At 63.6% G+C, this 15,617-nt stretch carries 15 protein-coding genes; 6 read left to right on the top strand and 9 right to left on the bottom strand.

The annotated features are described in order from the left end of the window. Window positions 1-135: 135 nt before the first annotated feature. A complete protein-coding gene (locus M1L53_RS19045; protein WP_042450945.1) occupies window positions 136-492 on the bottom strand; it encodes a hypothetical protein in 357 nt (118 codons plus the stop codon). A 189-nt stretch (window positions 493-681) separates the two neighbouring features. Between M1L53_RS19045 and M1L53_RS19040 the strand changes: the two genes are divergently transcribed. After that, window positions 682-1,020 (top strand): RNA polymerase-binding protein RbpA, encoded by a 339-nt coding sequence (locus M1L53_RS19040; RefSeq protein ID WP_003944971.1) that lies wholly within the window; start codon window positions 682-684, stop codon window positions 1,018-1,020. Between the two features lie 448 nt (window positions 1,021-1,468). On the opposite strand, the gene M1L53_RS19035 is transcribed toward M1L53_RS19040, so the two are convergent. From M1L53_RS19035 to M1L53_RS19010, 6 genes are all read right to left on the bottom strand, one after another. Continuing rightward, the gene (locus tag M1L53_RS19035; RefSeq protein WP_261949252.1) at window positions 1,469-2,647 is read right to left on the bottom strand and encodes a PrsW family intramembrane metalloprotease; all 1,179 of its coding nucleotides are present in this window, start codon (window positions 2,645-2,647) and stop codon (window positions 1,469-1,471) included. Beyond that, entirely contained in the window at window positions 2,644-3,297 is a 654-nt protein-coding gene (locus M1L53_RS19030) for a hypothetical protein (RefSeq protein ID WP_228400993.1), read from the bottom strand. Before M1L53_RS19030 ends, M1L53_RS19035 begins: the two co-directional genes overlap by 4 nt. Before the next feature lie 136 nt (window positions 3,298-3,433). Continuing rightward, window positions 3,434-4,264 carry a hypothetical protein gene (locus M1L53_RS19025; RefSeq protein WP_047270554.1) on the bottom strand — a complete coding sequence of 277 codons (831 nt, stop codon included), beginning with the start codon at window positions 4,262-4,264 and terminating at the stop codon, window positions 3,434-3,436. Window positions 4,265-4,356: 92 nt separating this feature from the next. Beyond that, window positions 4,357-5,925 carry an apolipoprotein N-acyltransferase gene (gene lnt, locus M1L53_RS19020; protein ID WP_030536364.1) on the bottom strand — a complete coding sequence of 523 codons (1,569 nt, stop codon included), beginning with the start codon at window positions 5,923-5,925 and terminating at the stop codon, window positions 4,357-4,359. Window positions 5,926-5,962: 37 nt separating this feature from the next. After that, window positions 5,963-7,597, bottom strand: a complete 1,635-nt coding sequence (locus tag M1L53_RS19015; RefSeq protein ID WP_054188246.1) for an amidohydrolase — start codon at window positions 7,595-7,597, stop codon at window positions 5,963-5,965. Window positions 7,598-7,609: 12 nt separating this feature from the next. Beyond that, complete coding sequence (locus M1L53_RS19010; protein WP_003944915.1) at window positions 7,610-8,170, bottom strand: FxsA family protein; 561 nt, start codon at window positions 8,168-8,170, stop codon at window positions 7,610-7,612. Window positions 8,171-8,420: 250 nt separating this feature from the next. Between M1L53_RS19010 and M1L53_RS19005 the strand changes: the two genes are divergently transcribed. Beyond that, window positions 8,421-9,080 carry a hypothetical protein gene (locus M1L53_RS19005; RefSeq protein ID WP_007729826.1) on the top strand — a complete coding sequence of 220 codons (660 nt, stop codon included), beginning with the start codon at window positions 8,421-8,423 and terminating at the stop codon, window positions 9,078-9,080. Between the two features lie 37 nt (window positions 9,081-9,117). Here the strand turns inward: M1L53_RS19005 and M1L53_RS19000 are convergent, their stop codons facing one another. After that, window positions 9,118-9,777 (bottom strand): response regulator transcription factor, encoded by a 660-nt coding sequence (locus tag M1L53_RS19000; protein ID WP_054188247.1) that lies wholly within the window; start codon window positions 9,775-9,777, stop codon window positions 9,118-9,120. Between the two features lie 57 nt (window positions 9,778-9,834). Then, window positions 9,835-10,962: a sensor histidine kinase gene (locus M1L53_RS18995; protein WP_083471225.1), complete on the bottom strand. Its 1,128-nt coding sequence runs from the start codon at window positions 10,960-10,962 to the stop codon at window positions 9,835-9,837. 74 nt (window positions 10,963-11,036) lie between these two features. Between M1L53_RS18995 and M1L53_RS18990 the strand changes: the two genes are divergently transcribed. The 4 genes from M1L53_RS18990 to M1L53_RS18975 are packed head-to-tail and all read left to right on the top strand — an operon-like array spanning window position 11,037 to window position 15,615. Continuing rightward, window positions 11,037-11,804 (top strand): TSUP family transporter, encoded by a 768-nt coding sequence (locus M1L53_RS18990; protein ID WP_030536361.1) that lies wholly within the window; start codon window positions 11,037-11,039, stop codon window positions 11,802-11,804. A gap of 30 nt (window positions 11,805-11,834) precedes the next feature. Next, window positions 11,835-13,355 carry a TldD/PmbA family protein gene (locus M1L53_RS18985; protein WP_007729833.1) on the top strand — a complete coding sequence of 507 codons (1,521 nt, stop codon included), beginning with the start codon at window positions 11,835-11,837 and terminating at the stop codon, window positions 13,353-13,355. Beyond that, complete coding sequence (locus tag M1L53_RS18980) at window positions 13,352-14,710, top strand: metallopeptidase TldD-related protein (protein WP_054188249.1); 1,359 nt, start codon at window positions 13,352-13,354, stop codon at window positions 14,708-14,710. Before M1L53_RS18985 ends, M1L53_RS18980 begins: the two co-directional genes overlap by 4 nt. After that, complete coding sequence (locus M1L53_RS18975; protein ID WP_007729835.1) at window positions 14,710-15,615, top strand: TIGR01777 family oxidoreductase; 906 nt, start codon at window positions 14,710-14,712, stop codon at window positions 15,613-15,615. Before M1L53_RS18980 ends, M1L53_RS18975 begins: the two co-directional genes overlap by 1 nt. The last annotated feature ends 2 nt before the right edge of the window (window positions 15,616-15,617 follow it).

The raw sequence follows: 15,617 nt of genomic DNA, 5'->3' as shown, positions 1-15,617 counted from the left end.
CGAAGGGTCGCTTCGAAGTCCGAACCTCCCCGAAGGTCCGAACTCAGGATCAAAATTTGTCGTCGTCAGGCGTCAGGAGCACCGCAGTGTTGCAGTGCTCGACGCAAGGCTAGAAACCGGTTGCCCACACCTGCTCTACCGGAAACGTTCGGCTTCGCGGGCAAGCTCGGTCAACCGTTCACACAACTGTGTGAGCTCTGAACTCTCTGCGCCCTCGGCAACTGCTGTCGCCACATCTTCGGCAGCGCATCGGACCTCGAACATCCGATCCACGAGTTCGACCGCTTCGACTGCGGTCAAGATGACGGCGTCAGCCGGGATCGACGTGCCCTTGACGGCATTGCGCTGCTCGTACGCACGCTGTCGACAAGACTGGCTGCAGTACCGGCGTCGACGACCGACACCGGTCACCGCGACCTCTCGACCACACCACACACACGGGTTTCCCGAACGCGCAGACTGCGGTGATCCGACGCGGGTGCTCTCAGCCATGAATCGACACTGTACTCGAGATTCGGACGCCTTCGATGAACGCGCACGGTACCCGGTAAGATGGAGAGGTTGCGTCTTCTCGCCACACGGGAACCAATCGGGTGCTCGTGGCGTTGTAGATGAGTGTGAGCGTCTACTCCCCAAGTCAGGGCGCCCACCAGCGGTGACGAACGAAGAGAGGACACCACCATGGCAGATCGCGTACTTCGAGGTAGCCGACTCGGAGCTGTGAGCTACGAGACCGACCGTGACCATGACCTCGCGCCCCGTCGTATGGCCAAGTACAAGTGCGAGAACGGCGAGATCTTCGACATCCCGTTCGCGGACGAAGCCGAGATCCCCGGCACCTGGTTGTGCCGAAACGGCCTCGAAGGCACCCTCATGGAGGGGACTGCTCCCGAAGCCAAGAAGGTCAAGCCTCCCCGCACCCACTGGGACATGCTGCTCGAGCGTCGCTCGGTCGAGGAACTCGAAGAGCTCCTCAAAGAGCGTCTCGATTTGCTGAAGGCCAAGCGTCGCGGCGCATGAACTAGCACTTCGATCAAGACCGTCCGGTTCTACACCGGGCGGTCTTTCTCGTTCTACGGGGAGTGATCGTTCACAAGTCGACGTCATACTTCGGCCCTTCTTCGACGTGGCAACTTCAGGATGCTTCGCGGTCCTCAAAGACACTTCAGGACAACGTCATTGAGCATCCAGGCGCACTCGCGGGCCGACAGTGCGCAAATCCTGGACTTGCGCTGAAGAACCATCGGCACTGCGTCGTGCACCAGTGTGAGCTGTATCCCCCACCCCGCGACACACCAAACTTCGGTACACCAAACTTCGATACGGAGTGAACTGGTAGCCCAGTCACTCGGCCGGGGGGGGGGGGGGGGGGGGTGGGGGGGGGTGCCACCCCCCCCCCCCCCCCCCCCCCGACTGGGGTGTGGGTGAATGATTTGCGGTGCTGAACGGTTCTTCCGCTACTTCCCGGTCACCGAGTGATGCTCTGTGCCGCGGTTCCTTGGCGGAGGCGGGTGATTTCGTTGCGTGATTCGACGACCTGCGGGCTGTCGTCGCCCTTGCTGACAGCTAGGTCGCTGCACAGATCCAGCGCGGCACGAACGATATGTCGTCGTTGGCGGCGTTCGGTGCGAGTGGGTGCGGCTTTCGCGTAAGTGCGTTGTTGTCGCCATCCGCCGGCGGCTGTCACCTCGGCGTCGGTCAGGACGCCGGACTCGATTTCCGGGGCGAGAATGTCACGGACGAAGTGGGATTCACGTGGGTGCGCCCAGACGAACGCGATCCACAAGGCAGTGAACGCGAAGACGATGTCGCCGATCATGATGACGAACACGAACGAACTGCTGCCGCCGGCGATCGCGAGCATAGAATCCCACACGCCGTGGATCAGGATGGGTGCCCCGATCAACGCCAATCCGCGTCCGATCCGCCGGGGCTGGGCCGGGGTGCCGATCAGATAGATCACGCCGGCGCAGAAAAGAGCGGTGAACAGGGGATGAGAGACGATGTCGGAGTAGGTGCGGGTGGCGATGGAACCGAGCAGGCCGTCGGTTTGGTGGGCGCCGAAGCCCTGTGTTGCGCCGGCAATCGAGTACAGAAAGTCTTCGCTGGTCTGAAATCCCAAGCCGATGAAAGCACCGAGGAGCAGGCCGTCGGTTGCGGTGCGCACCAGGCGTGGTGCAAGCGCGAGGAGGACTACGATGCCGATGCCTTTGGCGGTTTCCTCCACGAAGGGTGCAGAGAGGCCCGCATGCCAGTCCTGAGCCCATACCTGCCCGAAAATCTTCGAGTAGAGCGAACCGACTGCTCCGTTCGCGGGTACTGCGATAGTGAACGTTGCTGCGGTGGCGCCCCAGATGAAGCCGGTGACCACTAGTCCTACGGGTTGGCGTTCATAGCGGTCGATGTGCCGGAACCACCATGTCCAGACCGCGGCGCTGATGACGCCGACGATGCCGGCAACGAGGAGTGCGCGCCCGAAGTATCCGGCGAAGGGAGCAAACATCTGCCAGCCTTTGACGAGGCCGAATCCGCACATCCACAGGTATATCCAGAACACGACGTTGCGTGGCTGGAAGAAGTGAAATTTCTCGCCCCAGGCCGTCGTATCGAATGCGAGGGAGCGGGTTTCGAGGAGATCGGTGCTCACTTGGTGTCTCCCTCGTGTGTGCCGATAGAGGCGATCATGTCGGTGATTTCTCGACTGCGGGCGGCGATCTGATCGGGTGGGCCGACTACCTGTACCCGAATTCCCTTGCCGTCGACGACGAATGTGGTCACCGATCCGGCGGACCGCGGAGTGTCAAAGCTGACCTGGACGCCGCTCAGACCCCCGGCGGTGCTGATCGGCTGGCGCGCACCGGAGACCGCAAGCACGGAACTGCCGTTCGTCGCAAGACTCACGGCATCTGTTTGGGAGAGGAGTTCGTCGGCAGTTCCACTGAATGTGTCGGCGTCGACGCTCACGGTGACGGTGCCATCGGTCAACGTCACACGTGGGAGCGAATCGGACGCGCCATGTTGGTCGGTTCGGAAACCACTGTCGACATTCCAGCCCGCAGGTGCGGCGAAGGAGACCGTTTCGGTCACGGCCATCCGGTCTCCGGCGCCGGTTGGATCTTCGGAGGAGACAGCGGAATCGATGGCGGGCACGATCACGGTCCAGAGCATCCACACCGCCAAGATCGCGAGGGCGTGTGGAAAGACTCGTGTGTCGAATCCGAGGAAGCGGTGATCCGCTGGTGGACGTCTTCCGTGTAGGGGCTCGTGCTTGTGTGCAGTACTCGAAATAACGCTCAATTTCCCTCGTTTCCATTGCACGGCAGGTGCACTGACTATCGCAGAAACGGACAAATTCCGTGCATCAGCCGGCACCTGCCGGTCATCGAGACGATCGTGCACCAAGTTCCCGTAGGCGCGAGATCACCGAGAGCTCCTAGTCGACGGTGAACCGTCGCATCGCCAGATGTCCGAACACGCCGACCAGAATCAACGTGACGCCTGCGGTCACGGAAACGGAGTCGGTCACCAACCCCGCGATGCCGGTCACGGCTACGAACACCGGCAAAAAGTCGAACAGCCTGAAAATCGACTGCGGTGGTTCGGTTTCGAGGCCCTGAGCCTGAGCGGCCTTGTTCGGCGCATACTCGGGGTACCACTCGGTGAAGGAGATCGCGAAGAAGGTTCCGAGCAACTGCAGAATCCATCCGGTCCAGAAGTTGTCACCGTCGTGCAGCAGTGCGTCTCCGAACAGGCCCACTACGGCCGACCAGGTGAAGGCGAGAGCCCACACCGCCGTAATGACGTAGTTGATGCGCAGAAACAGTGGCGTCGTCCAATACTCTTCAGGCGTCGACTCTTTCGCGTACTGCAAAGTGAAAGGATTGCGGAGCAGGATCGATCCGAAGGCAAAGACCACCAGCGCGATGTTGGTCAGTTCGCCTCCCCAGAGTTCGAACCACCGAATCGTGTTCGCCGACGCGAGGAGGCCGATGGCCGCCAGAACGCCGAAGAACACGACGTCGAAGACCTCCAACAGCTTCACGGTGCCGCCGCGCCGGTGACTGGCCGCCAAGATCAGCAGCGACAACCCGAGGGCTGCGGCCGCGGATTCCTCGAACCTTCCCGGCCCGGAGAGCAAAGACAGCAAGATCCACGGTGACAGGCCGGCGAGCGGTGACTGCAGAACCGCGTCGACGACACTGGTTTTGTGAACTGCATCCCGGGGCTCGGACTTGTCTGGCTCGGTTTTCTCAGGCTCGGTCACAAGAAGCCGCCTTACGCAGGAACGGGTGGCACAGCGAGTACCCGCGTAGGCGCTCCTCGGAACATCGGCAGCCCTAATATCCGATGCTCGGCTCAGATTGCCGCAGTCTCCTCGGGTGAGTGCTCAGCCTGATCTCGGCGCCGGGCCAGCACTGCCATGGCAATCGCGCCGACCGCGATGATGCTGAGCACGATCTCCGGCACCGGACCTACTCGGCTGGCAAGGGTGGAGCTGGTCGAGAGCGGCACCTTCGCCACCAGGGCCGCCGGCACGAACAGGTCGGTTTGCGAAGTCACCGCACCGTCGGGAGCGATGATGGCGCTGACACCACTGGTTGCGGCGACAACGACGGCGCGGCCGTGCTCGACTGCCCGCACACGCGACATTGCCAGCTGCTGATAGGTCATCTCGGTGTCCCCGAAAGTGGCGTTGTTGGTCGGTACCGCCAGCAACTGTGCACCGTTGCGCACCGATTCCTGGAACGCCCGGTCGAACGCCACCTCGTAACAAGTCGCGACACCGATGGGTACCCCCGCTGCATGGACAACGCCGTTGCCCTCGCCGGGAACGAAATTGCCCGCGCGATCGGCGTACGAGGAGAAGTTCCGGAAGAAGCTTCGGTAGGGCAGGTATTCGCCGAACGGCTGAATGATCTTCTTGTCGTGCTGTTCCTGAGGACCGTTGGCGCCGTCCCACACGATCACCGAATTGGTAGTCGTACGATCGGCGTTCACGAGTACGGTGCCGACAAGAATCGGCGCTCCGATCGCTTCGGAGGCCCGGGTGATGTCGGCAGCGGCATCGGCGTTTCGCAGGGGGTCGATGTCCGAGGCGTTCTCCGGCCAGATCACGACGTCAGGCTGATCGACGCGGCCCGCGTCTACCTCGGCAGCAAGTTTCACGGTTTCGGCGACATGGTTGTCGAGGACCTGCTTGCGTTGCGAGTTGAAGTCCAAGCCCAACCTCGGAACGCTTCCCTGAATGGCGGCGACGGTGATCGTTCGATCACCGGAATCCATGGTGGACAAGAACGGCGACACCGCGAGAGCAATGATCACGGGCACGAGGGCAGCGGCAACAGCTCCGAAGAATCCTCGGTCCCATCGTTTGGCCGCGACAGCGACTGCAACTGCTGCCAAGCCGGTACCGGTCAGGGCCACCGCGAAGCTGAGCAGCGGCGCACCGCCGACACTCGCAAGAGGGAGGAGCCACCCTTCGGATTGACCGAATGCGAGCCTGCCCCAAGGAAATCCGCCGAAAGGAACGCTGGAACGAAGCCACTCGGTGAGCGTCCAGGTCGCAGCAATCCACAAGGGTGCCCATGGCAACCTCGCCACCAGAACCGCAAGCAGCCCGAACAGTCCGATGAACAACGACTCCACCGCGGCCAACGCGATCCACGGGACCGCACCTACGAACACACCGATCCACGGAAGCAACGGCACCAGAAATCCGAGACCGGCCAAGTATCCGTAACCGAAGCCGGCACGAAGGCGCAGTCCGCCGCGCCCGAAGTTCGTCAACACACACGTCAGAAGAGCGATCCCGACGGGCGCCAAGAACCACAGCGGGCGGGGTGGGAACCCTGCGAAGATCAGGAATCCACCAGCGGCCGCGTACAGCGAACGTAGCCATGCGGAACCGGTGAGCACAGCGCTCACACGGGAGCGATCACCGACAGACGCCTCTGCGCCGGCCTCACTCACTCGACGAGCCGCGCTGATAGACGACGCGTCCGCGATGCACCGACTTGATGCAGACCGGAATCGGCGCATCTTCCGCCAGCCTCGGCAGAGCGGGTACGCGCGAGCGCGGATCGGTAGACCATCGCTGAACCGAGTCGGCGGGTGCGCTGACTTCGAGTTCGCCTGCCTCCCACAACACGTAGGAGGCCGGTGCGCCCGGATTGAGGGTTCCCGCGGCGCCGTCCCGCACTCCGCCCGCGCGCCAGGCGCCGCGAGTTGCCGCGGAGAAGGCCGCACGCGGCGAGATTCCACTTCCGTCGGTGCGGTGCTGGACAGCGGCGCGCAGCATCGCCCACGGCTCGATGGGGGTGACCGGGGCGTCGGAGCTGAATGCGAGCGAGACACCCTTACCGGCAGCAGGTGTAAACGGATTCAACGCTGCTGCGCGCTCGACTCCCAGGCGCGTGGCGTAAAGACCGTCGGTGCCACCCCACAGTGCGTCGAACACCGGTTGGACGCTAGCGATGACACCCAAGGCGGCAAAGGTTTCCGCGTCGGCCATGGACATCATTTCCGCGTGCTCGAGGCGGTGACCCAACGCGGCGACCTTGGGGCCACCCAGTTCGTCGGCGACCCTGCGGAACGCGGCAGCTGCCGACGAGACGGCGCCGTCACCGATGGCATGGAACCCGGCCTGGACGCCCGCGAGGGTACAGGCCCGGATGTGTGCGGCGATCGCGTCGACGTCGAGGTAGGCATTGCCCGTCGAATCAGGTTGGTCTGCATAGGGTTCGAGCAACCACGCGGTATGCGAACCGAGCGAGCCGTCGATGAAGAGATCCCCGCCGAGTCCGTCTGCTCCGGTTTTGTCGAGGAGCGCGCGAGCATCCTCTTCGCTGTCGACACGCTCACCCCAGTAGCCCCGAACCTCCACGCCGTGATCGTGGGCCAACAGTTCCTGGAAATCGGTCAATCCCGAGATGTCCGGTCCCCCGCACTCGTGAACGGCCACGATTCCGCGTGAGGCGCAGAGATCGAGCGCAGCGGTACGAGCAGAAGCGCGCTGAGTTTCCGTCAGCAGATTCCGAGCGGCATTGCGCGCCAGGTGGTGTGCGTCGAACGTCAACGGGCCTTCGGCTGAGTATCCAGCGGTGTCGGCGAGGCCGGAGATCCCGTCGCGCAGTGCGCTCGAGCACGCGGCCGAGTGAACGTCGATCCGCGAGAGATACACCTTGCGGCCAGGGGCGGCCGCGTCGAGATCTGCGGTCGACGGCGGGGTCTGTTCGGCCCACTCGGTGTCGTCCCAACCGTGTCCCCAGATGACTGCGTCGGGATGGGCAGTTTCGGGGTTCGCGGCTGCGAATGTTCGTACTCGCGAGAGACATTCGTCCAGAGAGTTCGCGCCCACGAGATCGAGGCCGACGAGATTGAGTCCCAGTGCGGTGATGTGGACGTGGGTGTCGACGAACCCGGGAGTGACAAACGCACCACCCAGGTCTTCGATCTCCGCGGCGGGGTGCAACGCCCGTCCGGCGCGCTCGTCGCCGACCCACACGACGGTGCCGTCGGTGATGGCGATCGAGGTCGCGTCAGGTGCAAATGAACTGTAGATCCGGCCGTTGACCAGCAGACGAGTAGTCACGAGCACCCAGTCTGCCTGTTAGTACTGCGGCCCCCGCGAACGGGTGGGTGTATCCGTGTCCAGAATCTCACCCTCGAGGACGAGTTCCTTGCCGTTGCTGGCGACGTACTCGGTGGTTTCGGGTGTCTCGACGATGATCTCGCCGTCGATCACCTCGCCGTTTCCGCGCATCCGCGCCGCGTAGCCGACGGTTCCGGCGAAGGCGTCACCACCGGCGGCAAATGCTGCTGCGCGCTTACCTGCCAGGAGCACTGCAAGCGGGCGCAGCGCCCAGCGGGTCGGCGGAATCAGAAGCAGCAGGCCCAGAACCGAAGTCACGAGTCCGGGTACGAACATCAACGCGGAGCCCGCCGCGACCAAGGCGCCGTCGGCGACCGCCAGTGACGGCGATCCCTCACCCCGCGTGGCCTTACGGAACCCGTCCATGACCCGTCGCCACTGCGAGCGCATGAGGATCAATCCGACAAGCGATCCGGCGAGAAACAGCAGCACTGTCCAGGCGACACCGATGGCGTTGCCCACGATGACCAAGGCTGCGATCTCGACGATCACGTAGAGGAGAAATACGGCGGCGATCATGACGTCCCCTTTCAGACGGTCTATTCGTTCAACGCTCGAGAGGCCGGTTTTTCTCCCGACAACGACGCAGAGGTGCAAAACAGGTGGGTGCCGTGAGTCACACGGGCCTTCTCTCACGCACGTGCGACTTGCCTGGCGTTAACTAACGCTCCGCTAACGATTCTAAACCTCAAGTTGACGTTGAGACTCAGCGCATGGTCAAGTCACTTCGGGCCGCATTTCCCGGCCTCATGAAATGAAGGAGCCCGACATGAGCCGACTCCCCGGCAAGACACTCGCCCGACGCATTCCCGCTGCCATCGCCGGCACTGCCGCCGTCGTGGCACTCACCGCCGGCAGCGCGATGATCAGCGCGGGAACCGCGGCCGCAGAACCGGTGGTACCCGAAGGAATTGCCGCACTGATCGCGCAGGCCGCAGCCATCTCCCCCGAAGCCTCTGCTGCTGTTCAGCAGTTGATCGGCACGGCAGGCGCTGATCAGATCACGACCGCTCTCGATCTCCCGGACATCGGCGTCACCAAGCCGCAGTCGTTCATGTACCCCGCACCGACGGTCGGGTGTGGCGTGGCCGGTGAACCCGTCACCGTCACCCTCAGCTCCGCACAGGCCGGTCCGAACTTCCCGTTGCCGCCGTGGGTCGAGGCCGACCATCTCCGGTTCCAGGCAATCCCGGGTTACGTCGGCATACCCAAGACCTCCGGGTTGAGTGTTGCCTGGATCAACGTCGGCACGTTCAAGGGCGGCATCGTCCCGTTGGACGAGAAGTTGCCCGTACTCGATACGCCGTTGCTCTCGAAGGTCGTCGACACCGGTGACGGCAAGGTGTTTGCCGCTCTGTTCGGCAATGTCGATTACGCAGACGGGAAGACCTGCATCGTGCTGCCAACAGTGGGCTCTTTTGATGCTTGAGCAGAGCGAAACGCTCGCTGCCTGACAGGCGGCTGGCCTACGCGCCCGGAGTCACCAGTCCGGTCTCGTAGGCCAGCACCACAGCCTGCACACGATCACGCAGATCGAGTTTGGTGAGAATGCGTCCGACGTGCGACTTGATCGTCGATTCGGACAGGTACAGCTGCTGTGCGATCTCGATGTTCGACAATCCCGTGGCCACGTGCCCGAGTACTTCGCGTTCGCGTTCGGTCAGGACGTCGAGAACCACCGGATCGCGTCGCGGCGCCGGACCGTCCACGATGAACCTCGACAGCAGACGACGTGTCACCTTCGGGGAGACAACCGCGTCACCGGCTGCCACGCTGCGGATTGCCGACACGAGATTCTCGGGCGGGGTGTCCTTGAGAAGGAAGCCGCTGGCTCCGGCGCGCAAGGCACCGAGAGCGTGTTCGTCCAGGTCGAAGGTCGTCATCACCAGGACCCTGGATTCGATCCCGGAGGCAAGAATCTGCTCGGTCGCTTTCACTCCGTCGACAATCGGCATCCGCACGTCCATCAATACGACGTCAGGCTTCAGCGCCACCGCCGCTGCGACCGCCGCGGCTCCGTCACCGGCCTCACCGATAACCGAGATGTCTTCATGTGCTTCGAGCACCATGTTCAGGCCCATCCGCATGAGTTCCTGGTCGTCGACTAGCAGCACGGTGATGGGCACGGCGTAAACCTATCGGGCCTGAGACGTCGGTGCCAATGCGATTGCGGCGAGCCGGTATCAATCGTGGATCTCGAGCGGCAACTCTGCGTACACACGCCAACTGCCGTCGGGGCGTCGTCCGGTCTCGAGTGTCCCGTGCAGTACCGCCACCCGCTCACGCATTCCGACCAGTCCATTCCCCGAACCGTGGGAGAAGGTCGAACTCGACGTTCCGTTGTCGACGACCTCGAGCAGCACCGCGGTGTCGGTGCGGCGCACGGTGACTCGGGCCTTCGGGTTTGCGCCGGCGTGGCGGAGGACATTGGTCAGTGATTCCTGAACGAGGCGATGAATGCCCAGGCTGACCGATGGACTGACATCGTCGAGCTCGCCGGTCAGCTCGAGGCGCACGCCGAGACCAGCGGCACGCATCATCTCGACGACCTTGGCGATGCCGGCCGTTCCGTGTTGCGGCATCAAATCGCTACTGACCTCGGTGCGCAGCAGCGAGACGGTCCGGCGAAGCTCGGCAAGGGCGTCGCGTCCGGTGCTGGAGATGTTGCCGAGCGCCTTCTTGGCCAACGCGGGATTGGAATCGACCGCATACGACGCGCCGTCCGCCTGGACGATCATCACGCTGACCGCGTGGGCGACGACATCGTGGAGTTCGCGGGCGATTCGGGTTCTTTCCGTGGCCACCGCATCCTCGGCACGCCGATCCCGTTCGTATTCGGCCACTTCGAGTCTGGCGGCCACTTCCTCGTCGTAGGCGCGGCGGGCGCTCAAGAACTCGGCGGTGATCCAGGCCAGTGCATAGAGCAGCGTCGCGATGATGATCGTCAGGATCACGTCTTGGCGGATGACGAGCAACGAGAGAGTCATGTCCAGGGCAAGGAAGCACGCGAATATCGCCCCGGTACGCCGATCGACGTAGGCGACGAGTGTGTAGAGCGAAACTCCGAGCGCCAGCAGGCCTGGATGTTCCGCAGCCGGATCCCCGGTCGCCCACATCATCAGGGTCGCGAAGTACGACATCGACAATATGGACGCAGCGGACACACGCGGATATTTGCGACGCCACACGACGGGAAGGCAGATCAGAAATCCGACGACGAGCTGGGGCCACCGCTCCTCACGCGGCGAACTGACGAACGTGACTACCTCGAGCGCGAAGAACACGAGCGCCAGCGCGCTGTCCGCGATCATCGGCTTTCCTCGCAGCCACAGGCTGAACCTCCGCATGTGCTCAAGAGTGTCACAGCTGTGAAAGAGTCACCGCCGTGGATATTGCTGATTGGGGACTGCTGATGACGGCAGCGACGGCGGCGGGTTGGGTGGACGCCGTCGTCGGCGGCGGCGGATTGATTCTGTTGCCCGCGCTCTTTCTGGTCGCACCCCAATTGACCCCGCAAGCGGCCCTGGCCACCAATAAATTGACGGCCTTCACCGGGACGAGTGCTGCGGTGTACACGTTCTCCCGTCGAATCCCGATGGAGTGGCGGCAGATGGCGCCGGCAGCCGCGTTGGCTGCGGTGACGGCCGCGTGCGGGGCGGCGGCCGTTTCGCTGATCGACAAGAAGTACTTCATTCCGATCGTGATGGTCGTCCTCGTCGCCGTCGCCGTCTTCGTGACAATGCGTCCGACGCTGGGCACCACGATCGCGACCCATCGTCCGACGCAGCGCAAGACCGTCCTCGTCCTGCTGCTCTCCGCCGGACTCATCGGCCTCTACGACGGTCTGCTCGGGCCCGGCACCGGCACCTTCCTCATCATCAGCTTCGCGACCTTCCTCGGAACCGAATTCGTTCGGAGCGCAGCGATGGCGAAGGTGATCAATCTCGGTTCCAATTTCGGCGCGCTCGCCTACTTCGCCGTCACCGGGCATGTCTGGTGGAGTTTGGGTTTGGCGATGGCGGTGTGCAACGTTCTCGGCGCGGTCATCGGTTCGCGGATGGCGCTGAGCAAGGGATCCGGATTCGTGCGGATCACGCTGTTGGTGGTCGTGATCGCCATGGTGATTCGCCTCGGATGGCAGCAGTTCGGCTGAGATCGGCGGTCGTCGGCTAGCGTCGTGTGCGTGACCGTCACCCGAGATGTCGATGCAGATTTCCTCGCCCTCCCGCTGCGAGCTGTCGCTGATGCGGCGCTGTCGGCAGCGAGAACGGCCGGCGCCCAGCACGCCGATGTTCGTGTCCACCGCGTGCTCACACAGTCGATCAGGTTGCGCGACGGCGTAGTTCAGGCTGTGTCCGACGGAGACGAGATCGGGGTCGCCGTCCGTGTGATCGTCGACGGCACGTGGGGATTCGCCTCGCACGCCGACGTATCCCCTGACGTCGCGGCTGCGCTGGCACGCCAAGCGGTCGAGGTTGCGAAGGCATTGCGCTCGCTCAATCGGGATCCGGTCACCCTTGCCGACGAGCCCGTCTACGCCGACGCGACGTGGGTGTCCCCGTACCTCGAAGATCCCTTCGCGACACCGACGGCCGACAAGGTAGCGCTGCTGGTCGACTACTCCGGACGGCTTCAAGCCGCCGACGGCGTGGATCACGTCACGGCGAGTGTCCTCCAGGTCAAGGAGCAAACTTTCTATGCGGATCTGGCCGGTTCGTCGATCACCCAGCAACGGGTGCGTCTACACCCCGAGTTCGAGGCCACTGCCGTCGACAAGTCGGCCGGCAGCTTCGAATCGATGCGCACCTTGGCGCCGCCGGTAGGCCGCGGATGGGAGTACCTCGGGGCGGAGAGCACATGGAACTGGGGCGATGAGCTCGCGCAGATCCCGGAGTGGCTGGCCGAGAAGACCAAGGCACCGACCGTCGAAGCGGGTCCGACCGACCTCGTGATCGATCCGACCAATCTGTGGCTCACGATCCACGAATCCATCGGACACGCCACCGAATACGACCGGGCGATCGGCTACGAAGCGGCCTACGCCGGTACGTCGTTCGCGACGCCGGACAAGCTGGGAACGCTGAAATACGGAACGCCACTCATGCACGTGACCGCCGATCGTAACGAAGAGCACGGCCTGGCCAGCGTCGGATTCGACGACGACGGCGTCGCCTCTCAACGGTGGGATCTGGTGGCAGAGGGAACACTGGTCGGGTATCAACTAGACCGCGTGTTCGCGCCGAGGCTGGGGCTGACGCGTTCCAACGGTTGCTCGTACGCCGACTCCGCACATCACGTTCCCATCCAGCGTATGGCCAACGTCTCGCTTTCCCCCGACCCTTCTACGGACACCTCGACTGCAGACCTGATCTCGCGAGTCGAGAACGGCATCTACGTCGTCGGTGACAAGTCCTGGTCGATCGACATGCAGCGCTACAACTTCCAGTTCACCGGTCAGCGGTTCTTCAAGATCCGTGACGGAAAGCTCGACGGTCAGGTGCGTGACGTGGCGTATCAGGCGACGACGACGGATTTCTGGGGCTCGATGGAAGCCGTTGGCGGTGAGTCGACCTGGCGCCTGCAGGGCGCGTTCAACTGCGGCAAGGCACAACCCGGTCAGGTTGCGGCGGTCAGCCACGGCTGCCCGTCCGCTCTGTTCCGCGGAGTCAACATCCTCAATACTCGTTCGGAGGCTCAGCAGTGATCGATCCGCAGCAGGTCGTCGAGCGTGCATTGGCCGCGAGGACGGTAGACGAATCGTTGGTGATCGTGACCGATGCGAGTGAGGCGTCGCTGCGGTGGGCCAACAATTCGATGACCACCAACGGAGTTTCGCTGTCCCGGACGTGGACGGTGATCTCGATCGTGCGCGAGGGTGACATCGCGAAGGTGGGCACTGTCAGTTCCAGCAGTGTCGATCCGGAGCAGATTTCCGCACTCGTACAGGCAAGCGAAGAAGCTGCGCGCACAGCCACTCCGGCTGACGACGCGTCCGACCTGATCACGCAGTCGGCGGCAGAGACCGACTGGGACCTGCCGGCCGCCCTGACCGACATCGGTGTCTTTGCTCAGTTGGCTGCCGACCTGGCGAAGGGCTTCGACGGCGGCGACCAGTTGTTCGGCTTCGCTCACCACCAGTTGCACACCACCTGGCTCGGAACTTCGACGGGCGTGCGACGTAGAACGGCTCAGGCCACCGGCTCCGTGGAAATCAACGGCAAGCGCGACGACGCCAGCGCCTGGGTCGGATCCGGAACCGTCGATTTCAGCGATATCTCGATACCGAAGCTCTTGTCGCAGTTGACCACTCGACTCGACTGGGCGGAAAATTCGGTCAGTCTGCCCGCCGGCCGCTACGAGACGATTCTTCCGCCGTCGGCTGTCGCGGACCTGATGATCTATCTGATGTGGACCATGGAGGGTCGCGGCGCCGAAGAGGGCCACACCGCACTTTCCACCACCGGTGGTACCCGGATCGGCGAGAAGCTCGGATTGCCACTGACACTCACCTCCGACCCCGGCGCCGAGGGCTTGCAATCCGCGCCGTTCGTGATCACGACGTCGTCGAGTGAATCCGTCTCACTGTTCGACAACGGTATGGAGATCGAACCCGTCGACTGGGTCCGAGACGGCGTCGTCAATGCGCTGGCGTACCCGCGCCACGCTGCACGAGAATTCGGTCGACCTGTCGCAGTTCCCGGCGACAATCTCATCCTGACCGGTGGTGACGACACCTCGATCGAGGACATGATCGCAGGTACCGAGAAGGGTCTACTGCTCACAACCCTCTGGTACATCCGTGAGGTCGATCCCACGACGCTGCTGTTGACCGGACTCACCCGTGACGGGGTGTATTTGATCGAGGACGGCAAGATCGTCGGTGCCGTCAACAACTTCCGTTTCAACGAGAGTCCGCTCGATCTCCTGCGGCGGGTCACCGAGGCTGGACGCACCGAGATCACGCTTCCCCGGGAGTGGAAAGATTGGTTCACCCGCACGGCCATGCCGCCCATGCGGATTCCCGACTTCCACATGTCCTCGGTCAGCCAGGCGCAGTGATGACGAAGGTCGTGATCGCCGGCGGCACCGGCGCTCTCGGCCGCCGAATCAGCGACGATCTCGCGGACCGCGGATATGACGTCGTGGTCCTGACTCGCTCACCGAAACCCGGCAGGCACAGGCAGGTTCAGTGGGACGGCGTCACGGTGGGCGACTGGGCGGGAGAACTCGACGGCGCATCGGTGATCAATCTGGCCGGCGAGTTGGTCGATCGCCGACCCACACCGGCAAACATCGCACTACTCACCAGTTCCCGAGTCGATCCGACCCGCGCGCTGGTCGAAGCGTCGAAACTACTGGCGAACCCTGTTCCGGTGTGGATCCAGGCGAGCACGCTCGCGATCTACGGCGACGCCGGAGAGACCCGGCTCGACGAGGCTTCCCCACTCGCTGACGGGCCACCTCAGATGACCGACGTCGCAAAGGACTGGGAGGCAGCGGTCGAGGGAGCAAACACGTCACGAGTAGTGATCCTGCGAACCAGTGTCGTGTTGGAGAAGGGCACACCGGCGCTCGAGCGACTGCTGTTGCTCGTGCGTCTCGGACTGGGCGGACGCGTCGCCTCGGGTAGGCAGTGGACCAGTTGGATTCACATCGAGGACTGGCTGTCGATCGTGCGCTGGGCACTCGAACCCGATTCGGCTGCCTCGGGCGTGGTCATCGCGACTGCTCCGGATCCCGTCCGAAACTCAGAACTGATGGCCGGGCTGCGCAAGCACCTTCACCGGCCACCTGCGCCGCCGACGCCCGCTTTCATGGTCAGAATCGGCGCGTTCCTTCTTCGCAGCGACGCTGCCCTGGGCCTGACGGGTCGTCATGCCGTATCGAAAGTGTTGGCCGACAAAGGCTTCCCCTTCACGTATCCGCGCTTCGACTCAGCGTTGGACGATCTGCTCGGCAACTGACG

Source organism: Rhodococcus sp. T9N (genome assembly GCF_024436645.1).
GTDB lineage: Bacteria > Actinomycetota > Actinomycetes > Mycobacteriales > Mycobacteriaceae > Rhodococcus_F > Rhodococcus_F qingshengii.
The sequence above is the reverse complement of the archived record's forward strand: the minus strand, read 5'-3'. Positions and strand labels throughout refer to the sequence as shown.

Bases quoted from the DNA above. Each gene is read 5' to 3' on its own strand.
- M1L53_RS19010 (WP_003944915.1), bottom strand. From the start codon at position 8,170: ATGATCGCCGCCGTATTTCTCCTCTACGTGATCGTCGAGATCGCAGCC.
- M1L53_RS18995 (WP_083471225.1), bottom strand. From the start codon at position 10,962: ATGATCGCGGACAGCGCGCTGGCGCTCGTGTTCTTCGCGCTCGAGGTA.
- M1L53_RS18975 (WP_007729835.1), top strand. From the start codon at position 14,710: ATGACGAAGGTCGTGATCGCCGGCGGCACCGGCGCTCTCGGCCGCCGA.
- M1L53_RS19045 (WP_042450945.1), bottom strand. From the start codon at position 492: ATGGCTGAGAGCACCCGCGTCGGATCACCGCAGTCTGCGCGTTCGGGA.
- M1L53_RS19040 (WP_003944971.1), top strand. From the start codon at position 682: ATGGCAGATCGCGTACTTCGAGGTAGCCGACTCGGAGCTGTGAGCTAC.
- M1L53_RS19005 (WP_007729826.1), top strand. From the start codon at position 8,421: ATGAGCCGACTCCCCGGCAAGACACTCGCCCGACGCATTCCCGCTGCC.